The sequence below is a fragment of the Bradyrhizobium oligotrophicum genome (assembly GCF_051168495.1).
In the GTDB taxonomy this organism is placed as follows: domain Bacteria; phylum Pseudomonadota; class Alphaproteobacteria; order Rhizobiales; family Xanthobacteraceae; genus Bradyrhizobium; species Bradyrhizobium oligotrophicum_A.
The window spans coordinates 189,417-211,649 of sequence record NZ_JBNPVB010000004.1; the positions used below are offsets into that span (position 1 = coordinate 189,417).

A 22,233-nucleotide genomic window follows, 5' to 3' on the forward strand; every position below is an offset into this window, starting at 1 on the left:
GGGCGGGCGTCTCGAAGGACGAGGCCCGCGACCAGCTCGGCCTCATGGTTCGAGACGCCCGCCAAGGGGCGGGCTCCTCACCATGAGGGGCAAAAGCCGAGGCACTGCACACCGGACCATGGACACGCCAAGAGGCGTGTTCATGGAGAGGGTTGAGATTCGACACCGTCGCTGCACACCACCGCTCGCCTAACAACTTCTCTCCCGCTTAACTGGACAACATCCATGCCGACCATCGATCGCATCCAAGGCTACGCCGACGAGCTCACCGCCATCCGCCGCGACCTGCACGCCCATCCCGAGATCGGTTTCGAGGAGACGCGCACCTCCGGCATCGTGGCCGAGAAGCTCGCGCAATGGGGCATCGAGGTGCATCGCGGCCTCGGCGGCACCGGCGTGATCGGCGTGCTCAAGGGCAAGGGCGACGGCGGCAAGCGGATCGGCCTGCGCGCCGACATGGACGCGCTGCCGATGGAGGAGAACACCAACCTGCCGTGGCGCTCGACCATCCCCGGCCGCTTCCACGGCTGCGGCCATGACGGCCACACCACGATGCTGCTCGGCACCGCGCGCTATCTCGCCGAGACCCGCAATTTCGACGGCACCGTGCACTTCATCTTCCAGCCGGCCGAGGAAGGTCTCGGCGGCGCGCGGGCGATGATCAAGGACGGCTTGTTCCAGAAGTTTCCGTGCGACGAGCTGTACGGCCTGCACAACGCGCCCGACCTCGCCCATGGCGAGATCGCGATCCTGCCGGGACCGGCGATGGCCGGCGCCGACTTCTTCGACATCCGCATCTCCGGCTATGGCGCCCATGGCGCGATGCCCGAGCGCTCCAAGGACGCGGTCGTGATCGCGACCAGCGTGGCGCAGGCGATCCAGACCATCGTCAGCCGCAACGTCGAGCCGCTGCAGGCGGCGGTCGTCTCGATCACCCAGATCCATGCCGGCTCCGCCTACAACGTCATTCCCGGCGACGCCTGGCTGTGCGGCACCGTGCGTGCGTTCTCGGATTCCGTGCGCACTTTGATCCGTGAGCGGATGCGGACGATCTGCGCCGGCATGGCGGCCGCGTTCAACTGCGAGATCAACGTCGACATTCGCGACGTGTTCAGCGTGCTGGTGAACCAGGAGGAGCACTCCAAGGTGGTCGAGGAGGTCGCGCGCACCGTGGTCGAACCGTCCAAGGTGGTGACGCGCACGACGCCGAAGATGGGCAGCGAGGATTTCGCCGACATGCTGCAGGCGGTCCCGGGCGCCTATTTCTGGGTCGGCCATGACGGCTCGGTCCCGGTGCACAATCCCGGCTATGTGCTCGACGACAAGATCCTGCCGATCGGCGCCAGCATGTTCGCCCGCATCATCGAGACACGCCTGCCCGCGGCCTAGCCGCGGCGGACCCGACGGTCCGATCAACTCCGTCGCGCACTCGTCATCGGAGCACCCGCATGCACAAGCCCTCGGACGACGTCGCCTCGCTGCACGATCTCTCTGCGGTCGATCTGATCGCAGGCTACCGCGCACGACAGTTCTCGCCGTCCGAGGTCATGGACGACGTGCTGGCACATGTCGCGCTGTGGGAGCCACATATCAAGGCGCTGTATCTGCTCGACGTCGACGCCGCGCGGGCCGCGGCGAAGGCATCGACCGAGCGCTGGGCCAAGGACGAGCCGGCCGGCATCCTCGACGGCGTGCCGGCGACGGTGAAGGACAACCTCGCCACCAAGGGCCAGCCGATGCCGCTCGGCGCGGCCAGTGTCACGCGCGCACCGCTGGCGGCGGATGCCCCGCCGGTCGCGCGCCTGCGCGAGGCCGGCGCGATCATCTTCGCCAAGACCACGATGCCCGATTACGGCATGCTGTCGTCGGGCTTGTCGAGCTTCCATCCGCTGACGCGCAATCCGTGGGATCTGCGGATGAATCCCGGCGGCTCCAGCGCGGGTGCGGGCGCCGCAGCCGCCGCCGGCTACGGCCCGCTGCATGTCGGCACCGATATCGGCGGCTCGATCCGGCTGCCGGCGTCGTGGTGCGGCCTCGTCGGCCTCAAGCCGAGCTTCGGCCGGGTGCCGATCGATCCGCCCTATGTCGGCCGCGTCGCCGGTCCGATGACGCGCATCGTCGACGATGCCGCGCTGATGATGAGCGTGCTCTCCAAGCCCGACCGGCGCGACGGCACCAGCCTGCCACCCTCGGACCTGCATTGGAAGGTCGCGGAGAAGCCGGTCCGCAAGCTGCGCATCGGCCTGATGCTCGATCTCGGCGGCGTCGGCCAGGCGCTGGAGGAGTCGGTGCGGGCGACGACGCTCGCCGCGGCGAAAGCATTCGCGGACGCCGGCGCCGTGGTCAGCGAGGTCAAGGGCATTCTCACCCGCGAGATGCTCGACGGCCTCGACAATTTCTGGCGCGCGCGGCTGTGGGACGATCTGGCGCGGCTCGCGCCCGAAGTGCGCGCGAAAACCCTGCCCTACATCCTGCAATGGGCCGAGCGTGGTGCTGCGCTGTCCGGGGTCGAGGTCGTCAGGGGGTTCAACGTCACGATGGCGTTGCGCGCCGCCGCCGCAAAGCTGTTCTGCGACTACGACTACATCATCTCGCCGGTCTCACCGGGCGTGAAGTTTCCGGCCGAATTCGCCTCGCCCAACAATGATCCGCAGGCGCCGTTCGAGCACATCACCTATACCGTGCCTTGGAACATGTCGGAGAACCCGGCCATCTCGGTCAATGCGGGCTATGATGCCGAGGGCTTCCCGATCGGCCTGCAGATCATCGGCCGCCGCTTCGACGATGTGGGTGTGCTGGGGCTGGCGAAGACGTTCGAGAGCCTGCGTGGCGAGCAGCGGCCGTGGCCGGTCGCGCCTTCGAATTCGTAGGGTGGGCCAAGGCGCGCCCCCCGAGCCATCGACGCGCACCGCGGCTGATCGCGCCGTGCCCACCACCGTGTCATCGGTGACAACGGTGGGCGCGCTGCGCCTTTGCCTACCCTACGGAATGCCAGACGCGCCTTGCCGCGTGACATCGATCGATGCTTGCGCATCGCCGCGGAATGCCGTTTCTAACAACGAGAACAACAACACATCGGGAAACGCTCATGACCTATCAGACGATTCTGTACGACGTCACTGACAAGATCCTCACCATCACGCTGAACCGCCCCGAGAAGCTCAACGCCTTCACCGGCACGATGATGGAGGAACTGATCGACGCCTTCGATCGCGCCGACAAGGACGACGGCGTCCGGGCGATCATCGTCACCGGCGCGGGCCGCGCGTTCTGCGCCGGCGCCGATCTCTCCTCGGGTGCCGACACCTTCGACCGCGACGCCAAGCGCGGGCCGGTCAAGCGCCATGCCGACGGCCGCGTCGACTATTCCGATCCGCAGGTGCGCGACGGCGGCGGCCAGGTGACGCTGCGCATCTTCAAGTCGCTGAAGCCGGTGATCGCCGCGGTGAACGGGCCGGCCGTCGGCATCGGCGTCACCATGCAGCTCGCAATGGACATCCGCATCGCCTCGGAAGCGGCCCGGTTCGGCTTCGTGTTCTCCCAGCGCGGCATCGTGCCCGAGGCTGCGTCGAGCTGGTTCCTGCCGCGCCTCGTCGGCATCTCGCAGGCGCTGGAATGGTGCTACACCGGCCGCGTGTTTCCGGCGCAGGAGGCGCTTGAAGGCCGCCTCGTCAGCAAGGTGGTGCCGCCGGACGACCTGCTGCCGACCGCACGCGCGCTGGCGCGCGAGATCGCCGAGAAGACCGCGCCGGTGTCGATCGCGCTGATCCGCCAGATGATGTGGCGCATGATGGGCGCCGACGATCCGATGGAGGCGCACAAGGTCGACAGCCGCGGCATCTACGCACGCGGACGCTCCGACGACGTCAAGGAAGGCGTGGTGTCGTTCCTGGAGAAGCGCCCGGCGCAGTTCCAGAATACGGTCACCGCCGACATGCCGGACTATTTCCCATGGTGGGACGAGCGGGACTATCGGTAACCCCCGCGCATCATTACGGGCGGTGCGTCCCGACAAATAGCGAAGGTATTTGCGCGCAACGCATCGCTCCCCCTGCAATGACAGGCTCTCTCCGAGAACCGGTCGCCCTTCACAGCAGACGTAACTGACGCGCATTCAGAAGCTGCAATTTCGTCGTCGCAGTGGACGCAACGGACCTAATCCGGCCTTGCTGACTAATTGTCGCAAATCTGTCATGTGCCGCCTTTAGGGAAACTCCGAGACTGGCTGGAATGCCAGCGATACGGAGTCTGTTCTATGAAGGTCACTCGCCTCGCGCTCGCCCTGCTTGCGCTGTGTTTTCTGGCGCCATCGCAGCCGGCCAAGGCCGCTGACGTCATCTGCTACAATTGTCCGCCGGAATGGGCCGACTGGGCCTCGATGCTCAAGGCGATCAAGAGCGATCTCGGCTACGACATTCCTCACGACAACAAGAACTCCGGCCAGGCGCTGGCCCAGATTCTCGCCGAGAAGAGCAACCCCGTCGGCGACATCGGCTATTTCGGCGTGACCTTCGGCATGAAGGCGAAGGCCCAGGGCGCCCTCGATCCCTACAAGCCGGCGCATTGGAACGACGTCCCCGCGGGTCTGAAAGACGCGGACGGCTACTGGACCACGATCCACTCGGGAACGCTGGGCCTCTTCGTCAACAAGGACGCGCTCGGCGGAAAGCCCGTGCCCGCCTGCTGGAAGGACCTCCTGAAGCCGGACTACAAGGGCATGGTCGGCTATCTCGATCCGAGCTCCGCGGCGGTCGGCTATGTCGGCGCCGTCGCAGTGAACATCGCGCTCGGCGGTTCGTCCGCCAACTTCGAGCCGGCCATCAGCTTCTTCAAGGAGCTGCGCAAGAACGATCCGATGGTGCCGAAGCAGACCTCCTATGCCCGCGTCGTATCGGGAGAGATGCCGATCCTGTTCGACTACGACTTCAACGCCTATCGCGCAAAATACTCGGAAAAGGGCAACTTCGAGTTCGTCATTCCCTGCGAAGGCTCGGTCGTGTTTCCCTATGTCGTCGGCCTGGTGAAGAACGCCCCCGACCAGGAAAAGGCGAAGAAGGTGATGGACTATCTGCTGTCCGACAAGGGGCAGGCGATCTGGACCAACGCCTATCTGCGTCCGGCGCGCCCGATCGAATTGCCCGAGGCCGTCAAGAGCAGGTTCCTGCCCGACAGCGACTACGCCCGCGCCAAGAGCGTCGACTGGGGCGACATGGAAAACGCCCAAAAGGGCTTCGTCGACCGCTATCTGGCCGAGATTCGCTGAAGGAGTTTGCGCCCCGCCCGCCGCAGGCGCGCGGGGCGCGCCTGATCTGATGTCACATCGATTCTTTCTCTGGCTCTGCCTGCTGCCCCTGGCGGCGCTCACGGCGGCATTCTTTCTGCTGCCGATGGCGCGCCTTCTCGTCACCGGTGCGGACGGCCCTCACGGGCTCGCGGAATATCTCGCGATCCTCGTCGAGCCGCGTTATCGGACCACGCTGATCAATACGGTTCTGCTGGCTGGGACGGCCACGATCGTCACCCTGGTCGTGGCAACGATTGCCGGCCTGTTCCTTCAGCGCCACCGCTTTCCCGGCCGCGCGATTCTGGTTGCGATGCTGACCTTCCCGCTCGCCTTCCCCGGCGTCGTGGTCGGCTTCATGATCATTCTGCTGGCCGGGCGCCAGGGTCTCATCGGCGACCTCTCGGCCCGCCTGACCGGCGATAAGCTCGTCTTCGCCTATTCGGTTTACGGGCTCTTCCTGGGCTACATCTACTTCTCGATACCACGGGTCATCCTCACCATCATGGCAGCGGCGCAAAAACTCGATCCCGGCCTCGAGGAGGCCGCCAGATCGCTCGGCGCGGGTCCCTGGGCGGTGCTCCGCGACGTGATCCTGCCGGCGCTGGCGCCGGCTCTCGTCGCCTCCGGCGCCATTGCGTTTGCCACGGCCATGGGCGCCTTCGGGACGGCCTTCACGCTTGCGACCAACCTCGATGTCCTGCCGATGCTGATCTATACCGAGTTCACGCTCGCGGGAAATCTCGCGACATCGGCCGCGCTCTCGGTCGGACTGGGACTGCTGACCTGGCTGATGCTCGCGCTGGCACGCTCCCTGAGCGGCAATTCCGTTGCAGCGGCGGGCTAGACGCGTGCGCAATCGAATAATCTTTGCCGGCCAGTTTCTGTTCACGGTGCTCGTTGCCGCCTTTCTCGTCGTGCCGGCCTGCCTGTCGATCACCGCAGGCGTCACGGTCAACTACTTCCGCGGCATTCAGTCCGGCATGACGCTGCAATGGGTCGTGCAGGTGTGGGAGCTCTACGCCGGCACGATCCTGTCCTCGCTGCTGATCGCCTTCGGAACGCTGGCCGTGACGCTCGTGGCCGGCGTTCCCGCCGCCTATGCGCTCTATGTCCGCGGCGGCCGCACGGCGCGTCTGGTCGAAGAGATCATCACGCTGCCGCTGGCCATTCCCGGGCTTGCCATCGCCTTGGCGCTGCTGCTCACCTATGGCGGCTTCGGCAGTTTCCGCAGGTCATGGATGTTCATTCTCGTCGGGCATGTGATTTTCACGATGCCCTTCATGGTCCGCTCGGTCATGGCCGTGTTCGCCACCATCGACGTCAAGTCGCTCGACGAAGGCGCCGCATCGCTCGGGGCCTCGCCATGGCGCCGCTTCGTCGACGTCATCGTCCCCAATGCCGCGTCGGGAATTCTCGCCGGCAGCCTGATGGTCGTCACGCTCTCGCTCGGCGAATTCAACCTGACCTGGATGTTGCACACGCCCTTGACCAAGACACTGCCGATCGGCCTCGCCGACAGCTATGCATCGATGCGGCTCGAAGTCGCCTCGGCCTACACGCTGATCTTCTTCGTGATGATCATCCCCCTGCTGGTCGCCATGCAATGGTACGGCGAAAGGGGCAATCCGAGATGAGCACGATGATCGAACAAGGCGCCTCGCTGCGGATCGACAATTGCGGCAAGACATACGCCGACGGGACACGCGCGCTCGCGCCCGCGACCCTCGACATCGCGCGGAGCGAAACGATGGTGCTGCTCGGGCCGTCCGGCTGCGGCAAGACCACCTTGCTTCGCATCATTGCGGGGCTCGAAGTGCCGGACCAGGGTGGGCGCATCCTGTTCGACGGCAAGGATTTGACGAAGCTCCCGATCGAGCGGCGCAATGTCGGCATGGTGTTTCAGTCCTATGCGCTGTTTCCGAACATGAGCGTCGCCGACAATATCGGCTATGGGCTGAAGATCCGCGGCACGCCCAGGGCCGAGCGGGCGGCGCGCGTGGCGGAGCTGGTCGAGCTGACCAACCTGTCCGGGCTCGAGCATCGCCGCATCGATCAGCTCTCCGGCGGCCAGCGCCAGCGCGTCGCCCTGGCGCGTGCCGTCGCGATCAGGCCGAACGTGCTTCTGCTCGACGAGCCGCTCACGGCGCTGGATGCAGCCTTGCGCGAGCGCCTACGCGGCGAGCTCAACCGGCTGCTGCGGACGCTCGGAATCACGACCATCTATGTGACGCACGATCAGGCCGAAGCCATGGAGCTCGGCGACCGCATCGTCGTCATGAGCAAGGGCGCCATCGCCCAGGCCGGCACGCCGCGCGAGATCTATTTCGCTCCAGCCAATCGCTTCGTCGCCGAATTCGTCGGCGCTGCGAACATCATCGAGGCCGCGATGGACAGCGGCCATCTCGTGCTTCCAGGCGGACGGCAACCGGTCAACGACACCGGCAGTCGCGCCCGGGTCGTGGCGATGGTCCGTCCTGAAACCATAGGGATCGTCGCTGCGCACGCGTCGGGCCTGACCGGCATCGTCGACAGCGTCCGCTTCGCCGGCGATCGGCAGCGCGTCGTCGTTCGCGACGCGGCCGACCGGCTTCTGGCCGTCGACACGCCGAACAAGACCCGGATCAGCGTGGGAGAACGGATCGGCCTGTCGATCGCCCCGGACTCGATCCGCCTGCTGCCGGAAGAAGGCCAGTGACGCCATGACCGCAAGACCTTTGCACATTGCCCAGATCTCCGATCTGCACATCAAGTCGCCCGGCCGCCTTGCCTATCGCCGGGTCGACACCGCGCGGGCGCTGGCGCGCTGCATCGCCGAGCTGAACCGGTTCGAGCCGGCCCCCGATCTGGTGGTGATCTCCGGCGATCTGGCCGACACGCCCGCCGCTGCGGAATATGAGCACCTGCTGAGCCTGCTGGCCGAACTGAAGATTCCCGTTGCGGCCATTCCGGGAAATCACGATTCACGCGACCTGATGCGCGCTGCATTTCCCGATCAGCTCTATGCCGCGGCGTCCGGTGCACTGAACCAGCGGCTGACCTTGGAGGGTCTCGAACTGATCCTGCTGGATTCCAGCGTGCCGGGCCAGCCGTATGGCGAACTCGACGAACCAAGTCTCGCGTGGCTCGACGCAACGCTGTCCGCCTCGCGGCAACGGCCGGCGCTGTTGTTCCTGCATCATCCGCCATTCGCGACTGGCATCTGGCACATGGACGCGCAACATCTGAGAAATGCCGACGATTTGGCGGCGATCGTCGGGCGTCACCCGCGCGTGCAACTGATCGGCTGCGGGCATGTTCACCGGGCCGCGCTGACCAGGTTCGCCGGTGCCGCCTGCACCATCTGTCCCGCGCCGAACCATGCGGTCGATCTGGATCTGTCCGCGTCGCGGCCGCCTGGCTTCAAGGTCGAGCCGCCGGCCTTCCATCTCCACAGCTGGCACCCAGGATCCGGCTTCGGCACGGTCGTCACGCATCAGATTCCGATCGGAGACTTCGACGGGCCGCACCCGTTCTTCGACGCCGCAGGCCGACTGATCGACTAGACGCGCACCTCGCCTGTCTTCAGATCGGCGTGCCGGGTCTAGTTCATCACCAGCGCGACGCGGCCGATCGCCTTGCGATCGATCAGGAGCCGCATCGCCCGCGCGTAGTCCTCGAACCGAATGCGGTGCGAGACGTTGGGCCGCAACTTGCCCTGCTCCGCCCAGGCGAGCAGCGCGGCCATGCGCGCCTCGCCAAGCCTCGGATCCCTGCGCACCGCCTCGCCGGCGCGCACACCGAGCACGCTGGCGCCCTTCATCAGGATCAAATTGGTGCGCGCGAGACCAATGCCACCGGTGAAGCCGATCACCAGGAGCCGCGCCCCCCAGGCGATGCAGCGGACGCTGTTCTCGAACACCTCGCCGCCGACGGGATCGAACACGACGTCGACGCCGCGACCGTCGGTGATGCGCTTCACCGCCTCACGGAACGGCTCGCGGGCATAGAGCACGAGATGATCGGCGCCGCGCGCCCTCGCGACCGCGAGCTTCTCCTCGGTCGAGGCCGCCGCGATCACGGTCGCGCCCAGCAGCTTGCCGATCTCGACGGCGGCGAGGCCGACGCCGCCGCCTGCGCCGTGTACCAGCAGCGTCTCGCCCGGCTCGAGCTTGCCGCGATCGACCAGCGCGTGATGCGCGGTGCCGTGGCCGGCCAGATAGGTCGCGCCCTCCGCGTAGTCGAAAGTCGACGGCAGCGGCGTGAGCTGGCTCGGCGCGACCACCGCCTCTTCCGCATAGGCGCCGAAGCGCATGCGCACGATCACCCTGTCGCCGACGGCATGATCGGTCACCCCGGCACCAGCCTCGATCACATCGCCAGCCGCCTCCACGCCCGGCGTGAACGGCAGCTCCGGTTTGAGCTGATACTCGCCCGCCGCCATCAGTATGTCCGGAAAGTTGATGCCGGCGGCGCGGATCGTCACGCGCACCTCGCCGTCGGCGAGCGGGCGTGGTGGAAGGTCTTCGAGACTCAGCTTCTCCGGCGGACCGAGCTCGCGGCAGACGATGGCGCGCGGCATCAGGCTGTCGGTCCCTTCGCGCGCACCAGTGCTTCGCGGATCAGCGGCAGGCGGTCGTTGCCGAAATACATGTCGTTGACGTCCACGAAGATGGTCGGCGAACCGAAGCCGCCGCGCTTGACGACCTCCTCGGTATTGATGCGCAGCTGATCCTTGATACCCTGCTGCGCGATCCCGTCGAACAACGCCTTCGCATCGATGCCGGCGCGCCGGCACACCTCGGTGAGAACCGCATCCTGCGAGATGTCCTGGTCCTCGCCCCAATAGATCTCGAACACGGACCGCGCGAACGGCACCATGTCCTGCCCCAGCCAGATGCAGCCGCGCATCGCTTTCACGCTGTTCACCGGAAACACCGATGGCGGCATCTTGATCTTCAGGCTCGCCGAGCGCGCCCAGTCGCCGAGGTCCTTCAGCATGTAGGCTGCCTTGGCCGGCACCGGCGCCTCGCGTTGCGCATAGACGCTCGGATTGACGGTGTTGAAGATGCCGCCGACGAGAATGGGCCGCCAGACGATGTCGACGCCGAACTCGCGCGCCAGCGGCTGGATGTTGTGAAAGGCGAGATAAGTCCAGGGGCTGGAGCAGTCGAAGAAGAATTCGATCATGTGTGGGTCCTGTTGGTATCGCCCCTCATCCTGAGGAGCGCGCCTTGCGCGCGTCTCGAAGGATGAGGCCTGTGCGGTGGCCTCATGGCTCGAGACGCGCCTGCGGCGCTCCTCACCATGAGGGCTTCTTATGAGCCTCGTCCGATCATCTCCTTCACCTGTCCGCCGAACATCACGTGGCGCGTGTGCTCGTTGAACGGCTCCTTGACGAACGTGCCGATCGCGAGCCCCGCCTGCAGCTTCGGCCGCGCGCGCAACGTCGCGTACCAGCGCTTGATATTGGGATAGTCGCCGAGCGTAAAACCCTGCGCCTTGTGCGTCATCACCCACGGAAAGCAGGCAATGTCGGCGATCGTGTAGTCGTCGCCGGCCACATAGGCGCCGGTCTTGCCGAGCTGCACGTCGAGCACATGGAACAGCCGTGCGACCTCGTCGCGGTAGCGCTGGATCGCATACGGGATTTTTGCCGCGGCATAGAGCGCGAAATGGCCGTGCTGGCCCATCATCGGCCCGAGCCCCGCCATCTGCCACATCACCCATTGGATCACGCACGAGCGCGAACGGCTCTCCGAGGGGAGAAAGCGGCCGGTCTTGTCGGCGAGATAGATCAGGATGGCGCCGGTCTCGAACACCGGAAACGGCGCGCCACCATCGGCCGGCGCATGATCGACGATCGCCGGAATCCGGTTGTTGGGGCTGATCGCGAGAAACTCGGGCTTGAACTGGTCGCCGGCGCGGATGTCGACGGGAATGACGGTATAGGGCAGTCCGAGTTCCTCGAGCATGATCGAGATCTTCCAACCATTCGGCGTCGGAGCGTAATGGAGATCGATCATTCCCTTCCCCGGACCATTTTGCCGCGTTGCGGAACGCAATGCGGGCTTCGTTCTTCTGTACCTGAAGGGTAAGCCATGGCAGACAGGCGCTCAAGCCTGACCGCTTCACATGCCCGACGGAGAGTTCGACCATGCTGTTTCCATCGACCATCGCAGGCTCGCTGCCGAAGCCGGAATGGCTGGCCGAGCCGAACGTGCTGTGGGCGCCGTGGAAGTCGAAGGGCGAGGAACTGGCGCGGGCCAAGCGCGACGCGACCATCCTGGCGCTGAAGCTGCAAGAGGATTGCGGCATCGACATCCTCACCGAGGGCGAGCAGTCGCGGCAGCATTTCGTGCACGGCTTCCTCGAGCGCGTGGAAGGCATCGACTTCGCCCACAAGGTCGAGATGGGCATCCGCAAGGACCGCTACAAGGCGATGGTGCCGCAGGTGGTGGCCCCCTTGTCGCTGAAGGGCCGCGTCCATGGCGACGAGGCGCGCATCGCGCGCACGCACACCACGCGCGCCGTGAAGTTCACCCTGCCCGGCCCGATGACGATTATCGACACCATCGCCGACAACTACTACGGCGACCGCGTCAAGATGGCATTCGCCTTTGCAGAACTTTTGAACCAGGAAGCCAAGGCGCTGCACGACGACGGCATCGACATGATCCAGTTCGACGAGCCCGCCTTCAACGTCTACATGGACGAAGTGCGTGACTGGGGCATCAAGGCGCTGGAGCGCGCCGCCGAGGGGCTGACCTGCCCGACGGCGGTCCACATCTGCTACGGCTACGGCATCAAGGCCAACACCGACTGGAAGGAGACGCTGGGCGGCGAGTGGCGCCAGTATGAGGAGACCTTCCCGGTCATCGATGCCAGCTCCATTCAGCAGGTCGCGGTCGAATGCCGCAATTCGAAGGTGCCGATCGAACTGCTCGGCCTGTTGAAGAACAAGATCGTGCAGGCCGGCGTCATCGACGTCGCCAGCGACGAGATCGAGACCGCCGAAGACGTCTGCAAGACCCTCGAGGACGTCATGAAGGTGGTGCCGAAGGAGAACATCATCGCCACGACCAATTGCGGCATGGCGCCGATGCGGCGCGAGGTCGCCGAGGCCAAGCTGATGGCGCTCGGCACCGGCGCGAAGCTGGCGCGGCAAAGGTTCGCATGAGCGGCCGCGACTGACGGCCGATGCCGACGGACGCCTGTGACCATCGTCACGCTCGCGTTGCCGGTGATGCAAGCAATTCCCGGCCGGTCTCGGCGACATCGGCCGGCCTCTCTCAGGCTGACAGCGCGCGCGCGAGAACCGGTAAAACTACGGATGAATCAGCAGCGGCGTTGCAATGCGAGAGCGCTCTCTTCATATGCACGTTATTGTTAGTTTGGAGCTGGTCGCGACTAACAGGTCGGCATCGGGCCGCGATTAAATTCTGCCATATTGGTAGCTAATTACCCGACGGTCGCGTTGAGCGGAGCGCTGTATCTTTCGTGTTCTTGACAAGATGTGTCCGAGCATTTCATCTCGTTACAACTTGTTAACGCGGTGAGATTCCGCCGCCTGTATCAGTTTCAATTCTGACGTTTGCCTTCATTGCCGGGGATTTCGATGGCTTGCTTTGCGAGAACGATCGTTGCTGCGCCGAAGAAACCGAAATCGCGACGCTGGCTTGCTCTATCGATCCTCTGCGCGAGCACTTTCCTCAGCACCCAGGCCATGGCGATCGACGTCGCCAACCAGGCGGATTGGAATACTGCAGTGGCGGCGGTGGCGGCGGCAGGCGCCGGTTCCACCGTCACCATCAACATCACCAGCGGCTTCACGCTGTCGAGCTCGCTCGCGCAGCTCCAGGCCGCCAACAGCAACGTCACGGTCAACATCACCGGCAACGGTCAGACCATCGATGGCGGCTCGTCGTTCCAGGGCATCCAGGTCAGCGGCGCCAATGCGCCGACCGTCAACATCTCCAGCCTGTCGATCGCCAACACGGCGGCGATCGGCGGCAATGGCACGAACGGTCAAAACGGCTATTATAGTGGCGGCTTGGCGTATGGCTCGGGCGGCGGCGGTGGCGGCGGTCTCGGCGCCGGCGGCGGCCTGTTTGTCGGCAGCGGCGCCAATGTCACGCTCGCATTGGTGACCTTCACCACCAACAGTGCCACCGGCGGCACTGGCGGCAATGGCGGCAGTGCGCAGAACGCGGCGGCTGACCCCGTGAACGGCGGCAATGGCGGCACCGGCGGTGCGGCGAACAATGGCGGCGCCAGCGGCGGCGGCGGCGCGGGCGGCACCGGCGGACATACCGGCACGCAAGGCACGGCCGGCACCGCGGGCGCCGCGCTCGGTGACGGCGGCGGTGGCGGCGGCGGCTCCGGCACCACCAACAGCACCACCTACACCAACAACAATCCCGGCGGCAGCGGCAACGCCAATGGTGGCAACGGCGGCACCGGCGGCGACGGCGCCACCAACGCCAGCGGCTCGGGCGGTCCCGGACCCGGCTCCGACGGCGGCGCCGGCGGCAATGGCGGCGCCGGCAATGGCGGCGCCATCTACGTCGCCACCGGCGGCACGCTCACGATTCTCGACTCGCCGATCTCGGGCAATACCGTTACCGGTGGTGCTGCCGGCACCCCGGGCATCGGCATCGGACCGAGCGCCATCAATGGGTTTTCAGCAGCGGCCGGCGCCGCGCAGGGAGCCGGCATCTTCCTGAGCGGCGTGACGGCCAATATCGGCGTGTCCGGCGGCACCGTGACCTATGGCGACACCATCGGCGGCACCGGGCTGACGACGGGCGGCGTCAACACGGCGATCAACAAGACCGGCACCGGCACGCTGGTGCTGTCGGCGACCAATACGTTCACCGGCAACGTCAACATCACCTCGGGCACGGTCTCGGTCGGCGCCACCGCCAATCTCGGCAACCTCGCCAACGACGTGATCATTTCCAACGGCGGCACATTGGCGGTCACCGGCACGACGACGTTCGCCAACGGCCGCGACTTCAAGATTGCCGGGTTGTCGACCCTCAACATTGCCAGCACGACCACGACCACATTGCAAGGCATTGTCGGCAACGGCGCCTCCGCCGGCACCCTGGTGAAGGCGGGCGGCGGCATCCTGCTGCTCTCGGGCACCAACACCTACACCGGCGCGACCAACGTCGAAGGCGGCACGCTGCGCGCGGGCACGGCGAACGCATTCGGTGCCAGCACGGTGTTCAGCGTTCTCTCCGGCGCCACGCTGGATCTCAACGGCTTCAACAAGACGTTCGGCACGCTGAGCGGCGACGGCACTGTCAGCGGCGCCAACGCGACGATCTCGGGCACGTTCACGCCCGGCAACGGCACACCCGCATCGTCCATGGCCATCAACGGCAATCTCGCGTTCCAGTCGGGCGCGCAATATCTGGTGCAGGTGAATCCGACCACAGCCTCCTTCGCAGCGGTCACGGGCACAGCGACGCTCGGTGGCGCGGCCGTCACCGCGACCTACGCAAACGGCAGCTACATCGCGAAGAAATACACCATTCTGACCGCCACCGGCGGCGTCAGCGGCACGTTCGGCGGCCTGACCAACACCAATCTTCCCACCGGCTTCAGCTCAACGTTGAGCTATGGCGCCAACGACGTCTTCATCGATCTCGTGATGAACACGTCGCCGTCCGCGAACGTCAACCAGCGTAACGTCAGCAACGCGCTCAGCAACTACTTCAACACGAACGGCAGCATTCCGGTCGTCTTCACCGGTTTGACACCCACGGGACTGACGCAGATTTCGGGCGAGACCGCGACCGGCTCCCAGCAGACGACGTTCAATGCGATGACGCAGTTCATGGGCGTGATGACCGACCCGTTCATCACCGGCCGCGGCGAACAGGGACCGGCGCCCGGCGGCGCGATCGGCTACGCGGAGGAGACGCTCGCTTATGCGGCCAAGCGCAATCCGAACGACGCGCTGGCTGCGATCTACAACAAGGCGCCGGCCATGCCCGTGGCCCGGCCGAGCTGGAGCGTGTGGGCGGCCGGCTTCGGCGGCTCGCAGAGCACCGACGGCAACAATGCGCTCGGATCGAACAACACGACCAGCAACGTCTACGGCACGGCCGTCGGCGCGGATTATCGCTTCTCGCCGTTCACGATCGCCGGCTTCTCGCTGGCCGGCGGCGGCACCACGTTCAGCGTCGCCAATGGCGGCAGCGGCCGGTCCGACCTGTTCCAGGCCGGCGGCTTCGTGCGGCACAATGTCGGCGCGGCCTATATCACGGCTGCGCTGGCATATGGCTGGCAGCACGTCACCACCAACCGCACGGTGACGGTGGCCGGCGTCGACCAGCTCCGCGCCAGTTTCGATGCCAACACCTTCTCCGGCCGGCTCGAAGGCGGCTATCGCTTCGTCTCGCCGTGGATGGGTTTTGGGATCACGCCCTACGCGGCGGCGCAATTCACCACCTTCAGCCTGCCGGGCTATGCCGAAAGCGCGGTCGCCGGCGCCAATACCTTCGCACTGCGGTACGGATCGCAGAGCGTGACCGATACGCGGTCGGAGCTCGGCGTTCGCACCGACAAGGCCTATGCAGTGTCCGACGGCATTTTCACGCTGCGCAGCCGCTTCGCCTGGGCCTATGACTTCAGTCCCAGCCGGTCGGTCGGGGCCACGTTCCAGACGCTGCCCGGTGCATCCTTCGTCGTCAACGGCGCGCGGCAGGCACACAATTCGGCGCTGACCACGGTCTCCGCCGAAATGAAGTGGAAGAACGGCTGGTCGGCCGCCGCGAGCTTCGAGGGCGAGTTCTCGGACGTGACCCGCAGTTACGCCGGCAAGGGCATCGTGCGCTACGCGTGGTGATGCGCGGGTTCCCTTGAAGCCTCCTAGCCCGCACGAGCAAGGGCCGGCGCGTGGGACGCGCGGCGGCGCTGGCGACATGCGGGTCTCACGTGCTCTGTCGGAGACCGCGGATGTTGCTTTCGCTCATCTGGACGCGACGTGGGCGCTGGGATGGAGCGCGGGACGAAAGCCGGCTTGCAGGGCGCGCAGAGTGGAGGGCGGCGTCAGCAGCAACACCTGGCTGATGGCCTCGCGCGGCTCGCCGTAGCCGGCGAATGACCATGGCAGTGCCCTGCCCTGCACGACCAACAGGCTCTCCTCGCCGGACTGCAGCATCACGCCGTCGGGCAGCGCGGTCATCGGCAGCGGCAGCGGATGCAGCCGCTTCTTGCCGCGTTCGAGCCGCTCGCCGTGCAGCGTCCGGTCGATGTCGGCGGCACGCAGGCCGCTGAGGCCGTTGCCGCGTTCCCACGCCGCCCGAAACTTCTCGGCATCATCACGGCGGCAATAGAAGCAGGGCCGATGGCCGGCGGCGAGCGCCGTGGCCTCGTCGAGGAAGAACAGCTCGGTCCAGCTCCGCGTCGCCATCACCTCGCGGCGGCGGCCGCGTAACTCGCACACACATACGAGCCAGGCGGGACTCGACCAGCGCTTCCTCAGCAGCGTCTTCGTCTCGGGATCATGGATGATGCCGCGATTGCCGGTGAACAGCCCGCGATGCGGCGTGGCGACGATGTCGCCGGTCGGCATGACGCGGTTCTGCAGGGGCATGGGCTCCTCCGCCTGCGGCTGGGGAGCAGGCGAATAGTGAATGGCGAATAGCGAATGGTGCGGCCACCCGAATTCCCTATTCCCTACTTCCTATTCGCCCCCTCATCACGCCGCGCCGTCGCGCAGCGGCGGGGCGAACGACAGCGCGGTGTCCCAGGGGAAGAAGATCCAGGTGTCCTGCGACACCTCGGTGATGAAGGTGTCGACCAGCGGCCGGCCCTTCGGCTTGGCGTAGACGGTGGCGAAATGGGCATCGGGGAGCAGCTCGCGCACCATGCGTCCGGTCTTGCCGGTGTCGACGAGGTCGTCGACGATCAAGAGCCCCTTGCCGGTGCCGCCGCCGAGCTGGGCGGTGTCGTTCGAGATCCCCTTGAGGACCTGGAGCTCGCCCTGCTTGGTATGGTCGTAGCTCGCGATGCAGATGGTATCGATGACGCGCACGCCGAGTTCGCGCGCCACGATCGCCGCCGGCACCAGCCCGCCACGGGTGATGGCCACCACCGCATGAAACGGACCGATCTCGTTCAGCCGCCAGGTCAGCGCCCGGCAATCCCTGTGAAACTGGTCCCAGGACACCGGGAAGGCCCGGCCCGCGCGCTCCTCGGCACTCAAAGTCTTGTCTGGCATCTCATCTCGTCCGTGAGTTCTCGAAAGCCAACCAGCTTTAGCGCGTCAGCTGCAGCCCGGCGAGCATCTCCTTCACCGCAGCCATCGCCGCCGACAGCTTGTCCTGGTCGCGCGAGCGCACCACGAGGTGCGTATTCGGCTTCTGATCCTCGTCGGTGAACGGATAGCTGCCGATGATGGTGTCGGGATGCACTTTGGCGATCTCGCGCAGGGGGCCGCCGATATCACCCTCGCGGGCGTTGGCGCGCACAGTCTCCGACAGCATGCGAACGCCGGATTTCAGTTTCGGCGCGACGATGTCCATCATCGCCTGCATGATCGAGGGCACGCCGGCCATGACGATGACGTTGCCGAGCTTGAAGCCGGGCGCCAGGATGGTGGCGCTCTGGATCAGCTCCGCGCCATCGGGGATACGCGCCATGCGCAGCCGCGCCTCGTTGAGCTCCTGCTCGCTCCAGCGCTCCCGGAAGCGCGCCACCACCTCGGGATGGTGATCGATGCCGACGCCGAACGCCTTGGCGATGGCGTCTGCCGTGATGTCGTCATGGGTCGGGCCGATGCCGCCGGTCGTGAACACATAGGTGTAGCGGTGCCGCAGCGCGTCCAGCGCCGCGATGATGTCGGGCTCGTCGTCCGAGACCACCCGCACCTCCTTGAGGTCGATGCCGAGATTGGTCAGATATTCGGCGATGAAGCCGATGTTCTTGTCCTTGGTCCGGCCGGACAGGATCTCGTCGCCGATGACCAGCAACCCCGCGGTGACGATGTCGCTCATGGTTTCTCCTCGCATCTCCCGTCTGTTTTGGCCCGGACCGGCGCCAATGTCATCCGGAACGTCACAGCTTATGCCGCGGATTTGAGCATGGTGCAGCCGGTTTTTCAGGCAGCGCTTCCGCAGCCCCCACGAAATGCCAACGAGGAATGCATATCGCGCTGGCCCGGGCCTTGCTACCATCATGCAGAGTCATACAGTGTAATGACGAGGGTGGGGACACGCGGGCATCTATGGCAGTTGCGTTCGACGAGATGAACGAGCCGGGCGGCGACGTCCGTCAGGCTTATCAGGAGCTGTCGCGGTGGCTGAAGGAAACGCCGCCGGAAGCGCTGGAATATCGCCGCCACGAGGCGGAGCTGCTGTTCCGGCGAATCGGCATCACCTTCGCCGTCTATGGCGAGGCGGAGGCGCAGGAGCGGCTGATCCCGTTCGACGTCATCCCGCGCATCCTGTCGGGCAAGGAATGGACCTTGCTGGAAAAGGGCCTGAAGCAGCGCGTCAAGGCGCTGAACATGTTCCTCCGCGATATCTATCACGGCCGCGATATCCTGCGCGCCAACGTCGTCCCGGATGACCTGATCTTTCAGAACCCGGTGTTCCGCCCGGAGATGAATGGCCAGGACGTGCCGCACGACGTCTATGTGCACATCGCCGGCATCGACGTCGTCCGCGTCGACGCCAACGACTTCATCGTGCTGGAAGACAACGCGCGCACGCCCTCGGGCGTGTCCTACATGCTGGAAAACCGCGAGATCATGATGCGGCTGTTTCCGGACCTGTTCGCGCGCCACCGCGTCGCTCCGGTCGAGCGCTATCCGGACGAGTTGCTGTCGTGCTTGCGCTCGGTGGCGCCGCTCGGCGCCTCGGCCGAGCCGACGGTGGCGCTGATGACGCCCGGCATCTACAATTCCGCCTATTACGAGCATTCCTTCCTGGCCGACAAGCTCGGCATCGAGCTGGTCGAGGGCCGCGACCTCATCGTCAAGAACGACGAGGTGTTCATGCGCACCACTGAGGGGCTGAAGCGGGTCGACGTGATCTACCGCCGCGTCGACGACGACTTCCTCGACCCCCTCACCTTCCGGCCCGATTCGGCGCTCGGCGTCCCCGGCCTGATGTCGGCCTATATGGCCGGCAACGTCACGCTCGCCAACGCGGTCGGCACCGGCATCGCCGACGACAAGGCGATCTATTCCTACATGCCCGACGTCGTGAAGTTCTATCTGGACGAAGAGCCGATCCTGAAGAACGTGCAGACCTGGCGCTGCCGCGAGCCGCAGGACCTGTCCTACGTGCTCGACCATCTCGGCGATCTCGTCGTCAAGGAGGTGCACGGCTCCGGCGGCTACGGCATGCTGATCGGCCCGGCCGCAACCAAGGCCACCATCGAGGCGTTCCGCGACAAGCTGAAGCGCGAGCCCGAGGGTTTCATCGCGCAGCCGACCTTGGCGCTGTCGACCTGCCCGACCTGCGTCACCTCGGGCCTGGCGCCGCGCCACGTCGATCTCAGACCGTTCGTGCTCACCGGGCGCGACCGCACCACCATCGTGCCCGGCGGCCTCACCCGCGTCGCGCTCAAGGAAGGCTCGCTGGTGGTGAATTCCAGCCAGGGCGGCGGCACCAAGGACACATGGGTGCTGGATGAATAGGGTTCGTTCCAGCGAGAGTGCACATCTTTCCACAGCGGCGGTGCACCCTCTCCCCTTGTGGGAGAGGGTGGCGACGAGCGCCAGCTCGGCGCCGGGTGAGGGGTTCTCTCGGCATACGCAAGCGCGGAGAGAGACCCCTCACCCGGCTTCGCTTCGCGAAGCCACCCTCTCCCACAAGGGGAGAGGGTACACCGCTCGCGCAGCGAGGACGCTGGCTCGAATGAGCAGGACCAAAGAGCGGATCTATTCTCTCAGTGGTTACACACCTGCCTCGGCGCGCAGACAACTTCCGCTCCGTCCCACCACGCATCACATGCCAAGCAGCCGATCGTAACCGCCCATGCTGTCGCGCACCGCCGAAAACCTGTACTGGCTGGCCCGCTACGTCGAGCGCGCCGAGTATCTCGCCCGCACCATCGACGCGACCTTGCGCGTCACCGCCCTTCCCGCGGCCTATATCGGCAAGACCAACGAGTGGGAATCGGCGCTGATGACCGCCGGCGTCAGCGCCAGCTTCTACGAGGCCTATTCCGAGGCCAACGAACAGAGCGTCGTCGAATATCTCTCGTTCAACCCGTCCAATCCGTCCTCGATCAGAAACTGCATCGAGGCCGCCCGCCTCAACGCCCGCTCGGTGCGCACCGCACTGACGTCGGAGATGTGGGACACCATCAACGGCTCCTGGATCGAGGTGCAGGAGGTGTGGAGCAAGGGCACCAAGAGCCGCGAGGAGCTGGCGCGCTTCCTGCGCTTCGTGCAGGAGACCTCGCTGCGCTTCGACGGCTCGGCCTACCGCACCATGCTGCGCAACGACGCCTATTGGTTCTCGCGGCTCGGCCTGCATCTGGAGCGCGCCGACAACACCGCGCGGATTCTCGACGTGAAGTATCACGTGCTGCTGCCCGAGGAGGAGCATGTCGGCGGCCCGCTCGACTACTATCAATGGACCTCGATCCTGCGCTCGGTGTCGGCGCTGACGGCCTATCACTGGGTCTATCGCGAGACGCTCAAGCCGTGGTTGATCGCCGACCTCCTGATCCTCAACGACACGCTGCCGCGCTCATTGGCGAGCTGCTACGGCAATCTCGTCCGCAATCTCGACCAGATCGGCGTGGCCTACGGCCGCCAGGGGCCGTCGCAGCGTCATGCCCGCGGCGTGCGCAACCGGCTGGAGCACTCCAACATGGACGACATCTTCCAGCGCGGCGTGCACGAGTTCATCCAGGAGTTCATTTCCGACAATTCGCGGCTGGGAGAGATCATCACCAAGCAATATCTGATCTGACGGTCCGCGCGGCCGGAACTGTGGCCGCAAGACCACTCCCGGCGCCCCGAGTCGGCCGTCGATCCAGCCGAAGGCCGGCCTGCCCTTTCGGGGGGCGGTGAAACGAGCTACCGCGGTAAGCAACCCCACAACACCGATCGACCACCATGCGCCTGCGTATCTCTCATTCCACCACCTACCGCTACGAACCGGCGGCGACCGGCGTCATCCAGATCATCCGCATGACGCCCGGCAGCCATGACGGCCAGTATGTCGCGGGATGGCAGATCGACGTGTCGACCGATTCACGGCTCGACATGCATGAGGACGCCTTCGGCAACGTCACCCACGTCATCACCCATGGCGCGCTCGAGGATCTCACGATCACGGCCGAAGGGCTGGTCGAGACCCACGACACCGGCGGCGTGCTGAAGGGATCCGACGAGCGGTTTCCGCCCGGCTTCTTCCTGCGGCAGACCCCGCTCACGGCCGCCAACCCGGCCATGGCCGCGATCGTACGCGATCTGCGCACGGAGTCGGAAAGCGACGTGCTCGGCTACCTGCACACGCTGATGACGCAGATCTACGAGCACATGACTTTCGACGAGACTCCGACCCACAGCGGCACCCCGGCCGCCGAGGCCTTCGGTCTACGGCGCGGCGTCTGCCAGGATTACGCGCACATCTTCATCGCCTGCGCGCGCGCCGGCGGCATCCCGGCCCGCTTCGTGTCCGGCCATTTCTTGCGCTCCGATGGTGCGGTGCATCAGGAGGCCGGTCACGCCTGGGCCGAGGCCCATATTCCCGATCTCGGCTGGGTCGGCTTCGACGCCGCCAATTGCATCTGCACCACCGATGCGCATGTGCGCGTGGCGCTCGGGCTCGACTATCTCGGCGCGGCGCCGGTGCGCGGCACGCGCTATGGCGGCGGTCAGGAGACGCTGACCGTGAACGTCAAGGTCGAGCAGGTCGGCCGCGGCGGCCAGTCGCAATCGCAGTCGCAGCGCCAGTCCTGAATTCCGGAACGAGTGCCGTGGCCCGGATGCA

At 66.0% G+C, this 22,233-nt stretch carries 20 protein-coding genes; 13 read left to right on the forward strand and 7 right to left on the reverse strand.

From position 1 onward, the window contains the following. Positions 1–225 precede the first annotated feature (225 nt). The 8 genes from ACQR1B_RS10210 to ACQR1B_RS10245 all read left to right on the forward strand — a co-directional run bounded on the left by ACQR1B_RS10210 (position 226) and on the right by ACQR1B_RS10245 (position 8,826). Complete coding sequence (locus ACQR1B_RS10210; protein WP_434831061.1) at positions 226–1,389, forward strand: M20 aminoacylase family protein; 1,164 nt, start codon at positions 226–228, stop codon at positions 1,387–1,389. 59 nt (positions 1,390–1,448) lie between these two features. After that, on the forward strand, positions 1,449–2,870 hold the full coding sequence (locus ACQR1B_RS10215) for an amidase (protein WP_434831060.1): 1,422 nt from the start codon (positions 1,449–1,451) through the stop codon (positions 2,868–2,870). 218 nt (positions 2,871–3,088) lie between these two features. Beyond that, on the forward strand, positions 3,089–3,979 hold the full coding sequence (locus ACQR1B_RS10220; protein ID WP_434831059.1) for a crotonase/enoyl-CoA hydratase family protein: 891 nt from the start codon (positions 3,089–3,091) through the stop codon (positions 3,977–3,979). A gap of 276 nt (positions 3,980–4,255) precedes the next feature. Continuing rightward, positions 4,256–5,263, forward strand: a complete 1,008-nt coding sequence (locus ACQR1B_RS10225) for an ABC transporter substrate-binding protein (protein ID WP_434831058.1) — start codon at positions 4,256–4,258, stop codon at positions 5,261–5,263. A gap of 49 nt (positions 5,264–5,312) precedes the next feature. After that, positions 5,313–6,128, forward strand: a complete 816-nt coding sequence (locus tag ACQR1B_RS10230) for an ABC transporter permease (protein WP_434831057.1) — start codon at positions 5,313–5,315, stop codon at positions 6,126–6,128. A gap of 4 nt (positions 6,129–6,132) precedes the next feature. Then, positions 6,133–6,918: an ABC transporter permease gene (locus ACQR1B_RS10235; RefSeq protein ID WP_434831056.1), complete on the forward strand. Its 786-nt coding sequence runs from the start codon at positions 6,133–6,135 to the stop codon at positions 6,916–6,918. Further along, positions 6,915–7,979, forward strand: coding sequence for an ABC transporter ATP-binding protein (locus ACQR1B_RS10240; RefSeq protein ID WP_434831055.1), 1,065 nt, complete (start codon positions 6,915–6,917; stop codon positions 7,977–7,979). The genes ACQR1B_RS10235 and ACQR1B_RS10240 overlap by 4 nt, the downstream gene beginning before the upstream one ends. A gap of 4 nt (positions 7,980–7,983) precedes the next feature. Next, positions 7,984–8,826 carry a phosphodiesterase gene (locus ACQR1B_RS10245; RefSeq protein ID WP_434831054.1) on the forward strand — a complete coding sequence of 281 codons (843 nt, stop codon included), beginning with the start codon at positions 7,984–7,986 and terminating at the stop codon, positions 8,824–8,826. Between the two features lie 38 nt (positions 8,827–8,864). Here ACQR1B_RS10245 and ACQR1B_RS10250 read toward each other — a convergent pair whose 3' ends face one another. From ACQR1B_RS10250 to ACQR1B_RS10260, 3 genes are all read right to left on the reverse strand, one after another. Then, the gene (locus ACQR1B_RS10250; protein ID WP_434831053.1) at positions 8,865–9,842 is read right to left on the reverse strand and encodes an NADPH:quinone oxidoreductase family protein; all 978 of its coding nucleotides are present in this window, start codon (positions 9,840–9,842) and stop codon (positions 8,865–8,867) included. Next, positions 9,842–10,450 carry a 2-hydroxychromene-2-carboxylate isomerase gene (locus ACQR1B_RS10255; protein WP_434831052.1) on the reverse strand — a complete coding sequence of 203 codons (609 nt, stop codon included), beginning with the start codon at positions 10,448–10,450 and terminating at the stop codon, positions 9,842–9,844. The genes ACQR1B_RS10250 and ACQR1B_RS10255 overlap by 1 nt, the downstream gene beginning before the upstream one ends. A 128-nt stretch (positions 10,451–10,578) precedes the next feature. After that, complete coding sequence (locus tag ACQR1B_RS10260; protein WP_434831051.1) at positions 10,579–11,286, reverse strand: glutathione binding-like protein; 708 nt, start codon at positions 11,284–11,286, stop codon at positions 10,579–10,581. Positions 11,287–11,417: 131 nt separating this feature from the next. On the opposite strand from ACQR1B_RS10260, the gene ACQR1B_RS10265 reads away from it, so the two are divergent. Continuing rightward, positions 11,418–12,440, forward strand: coding sequence for a methionine synthase (locus ACQR1B_RS10265; RefSeq protein WP_434831050.1), 1,023 nt, complete (start codon positions 11,418–11,420; stop codon positions 12,438–12,440). Positions 12,441–12,841: 401 nt separating this feature from the next. On the opposite strand, the gene ACQR1B_RS10270 is transcribed toward ACQR1B_RS10265, so the two are convergent. Further along, positions 12,842–12,988 (reverse strand): hypothetical protein, encoded by a 147-nt coding sequence (locus tag ACQR1B_RS10270; protein ID WP_434831049.1) that lies wholly within the window; start codon positions 12,986–12,988, stop codon positions 12,842–12,844. Between ACQR1B_RS10270 and ACQR1B_RS10275 the strand changes: the two genes are divergently transcribed. Next, positions 12,987–16,121: an autotransporter outer membrane beta-barrel domain-containing protein gene (locus ACQR1B_RS10275; RefSeq protein WP_434831048.1), complete on the forward strand. Its 3,135-nt coding sequence runs from the start codon at positions 12,987–12,989 to the stop codon at positions 16,119–16,121. The genes ACQR1B_RS10270 and ACQR1B_RS10275 overlap by 2 nt on opposite strands. A gap of 123 nt (positions 16,122–16,244) precedes the next feature. Here ACQR1B_RS10275 and ACQR1B_RS10280 read toward each other — a convergent pair whose 3' ends face one another. The 3 genes from ACQR1B_RS10280 to ACQR1B_RS10290 all read right to left on the reverse strand — a co-directional run bounded on the left by ACQR1B_RS10280 (position 16,245) and on the right by ACQR1B_RS10290 (position 18,273). Then, positions 16,245–16,871 (reverse strand): hypothetical protein, encoded by a 627-nt coding sequence (locus ACQR1B_RS10280; RefSeq protein ID WP_434831047.1) that lies wholly within the window; start codon positions 16,869–16,871, stop codon positions 16,245–16,247. Positions 16,872–16,976: 105 nt separating this feature from the next. Beyond that, positions 16,977–17,498: a xanthine phosphoribosyltransferase gene (gene gpt, locus ACQR1B_RS10285; RefSeq protein WP_434831046.1), complete on the reverse strand. Its 522-nt coding sequence runs from the start codon at positions 17,496–17,498 to the stop codon at positions 16,977–16,979. A gap of 37 nt (positions 17,499–17,535) precedes the next feature. After that, positions 17,536–18,273, reverse strand: a complete 738-nt coding sequence (locus tag ACQR1B_RS10290; RefSeq protein WP_434831045.1) for a competence/damage-inducible protein A — start codon at positions 18,271–18,273, stop codon at positions 17,536–17,538. Positions 18,274–18,503: 230 nt separating this feature from the next. On the opposite strand from ACQR1B_RS10290, the gene ACQR1B_RS10295 reads away from it, so the two are divergent. The 3 genes from ACQR1B_RS10295 (at position 18,504) to ACQR1B_RS10305 (ending at position 22,202) form a co-directional block, all read left to right on the forward strand. Then, the gene (locus ACQR1B_RS10295) at positions 18,504–19,922 is read left to right on the forward strand and encodes a circularly permuted type 2 ATP-grasp protein (protein ID WP_434831044.1); all 1,419 of its coding nucleotides are present in this window, start codon (positions 18,504–18,506) and stop codon (positions 19,920–19,922) included. Between the two features lie 340 nt (positions 19,923–20,262). Beyond that, complete coding sequence (locus tag ACQR1B_RS10300) at positions 20,263–21,207, forward strand: alpha-E domain-containing protein (protein WP_434831043.1); 945 nt, start codon at positions 20,263–20,265, stop codon at positions 21,205–21,207. A gap of 146 nt (positions 21,208–21,353) precedes the next feature. Further along, complete coding sequence (locus ACQR1B_RS10305; RefSeq protein ID WP_434831042.1) at positions 21,354–22,202, forward strand: transglutaminase family protein; 849 nt, start codon at positions 21,354–21,356, stop codon at positions 22,200–22,202. The last annotated feature ends 31 nt before the right edge of the window (positions 22,203–22,233 follow it).

Bases quoted from the DNA above. Each gene is read 5' to 3' on its own strand.
- ACQR1B_RS10210 (WP_434831061.1), top strand. From the start codon at position 226: ATGCCGACCATCGATCGCATCCAAGGCTACGCCGACGAGCTCACCGCC.
- ACQR1B_RS10215 (WP_434831060.1), top strand. From the start codon at position 1,449: ATGCACAAGCCCTCGGACGACGTCGCCTCGCTGCACGATCTCTCTGCG.
- ACQR1B_RS10220 (WP_434831059.1), top strand. From the start codon at position 3,089: ATGACCTATCAGACGATTCTGTACGACGTCACTGACAAGATCCTCACC.
- ACQR1B_RS10225 (WP_434831058.1), top strand. From the start codon at position 4,256: ATGAAGGTCACTCGCCTCGCGCTCGCCCTGCTTGCGCTGTGTTTTCTG.
- ACQR1B_RS10230 (WP_434831057.1), top strand. From the start codon at position 5,313: ATGTCACATCGATTCTTTCTCTGGCTCTGCCTGCTGCCCCTGGCGGCG.
- ACQR1B_RS10240 (WP_434831055.1), top strand. From the start codon at position 6,915: ATGAGCACGATGATCGAACAAGGCGCCTCGCTGCGGATCGACAATTGC.
- ACQR1B_RS10245 (WP_434831054.1), top strand. From the start codon at position 7,984: ATGACCGCAAGACCTTTGCACATTGCCCAGATCTCCGATCTGCACATC.
- ACQR1B_RS10250 (WP_434831053.1), bottom strand. From the start codon at position 9,842: ATGCCGCGCGCCATCGTCTGCCGCGAGCTCGGTCCGCCGGAGAAGCTG.
- ACQR1B_RS10255 (WP_434831052.1), bottom strand. From the start codon at position 10,450: ATGATCGAATTCTTCTTCGACTGCTCCAGCCCCTGGACTTATCTCGCC.
- ACQR1B_RS10260 (WP_434831051.1), bottom strand. From the start codon at position 11,286: ATGATCGATCTCCATTACGCTCCGACGCCGAATGGTTGGAAGATCTCG.
- ACQR1B_RS10265 (WP_434831050.1), top strand. From the start codon at position 11,418: ATGCTGTTTCCATCGACCATCGCAGGCTCGCTGCCGAAGCCGGAATGG.
- ACQR1B_RS10275 (WP_434831048.1), top strand. From the start codon at position 12,987: ATGGCGATCGACGTCGCCAACCAGGCGGATTGGAATACTGCAGTGGCG.
- ACQR1B_RS10270 (WP_434831049.1), bottom strand. From the start codon at position 12,988: ATGGCCTGGGTGCTGAGGAAAGTGCTCGCGCAGAGGATCGATAGAGCA.
- ACQR1B_RS10280 (WP_434831047.1), bottom strand. From the start codon at position 16,871: ATGCCCCTGCAGAACCGCGTCATGCCGACCGGCGACATCGTCGCCACG.
- gpt (WP_434831046.1), bottom strand. From the start codon at position 17,498: ATGCCAGACAAGACTTTGAGTGCCGAGGAGCGCGCGGGCCGGGCCTTC.
- ACQR1B_RS10290 (WP_434831045.1), bottom strand. From the start codon at position 18,273: ATGAGCGACATCGTCACCGCGGGGTTGCTGGTCATCGGCGACGAGATC.
- ACQR1B_RS10295 (WP_434831044.1), top strand. From the start codon at position 18,504: ATGGCAGTTGCGTTCGACGAGATGAACGAGCCGGGCGGCGACGTCCGT.
- ACQR1B_RS10300 (WP_434831043.1), top strand. From the start codon at position 20,263: ATGCTGTCGCGCACCGCCGAAAACCTGTACTGGCTGGCCCGCTACGTC.
- ACQR1B_RS10305 (WP_434831042.1), top strand. From the start codon at position 21,354: ATGCGCCTGCGTATCTCTCATTCCACCACCTACCGCTACGAACCGGCG.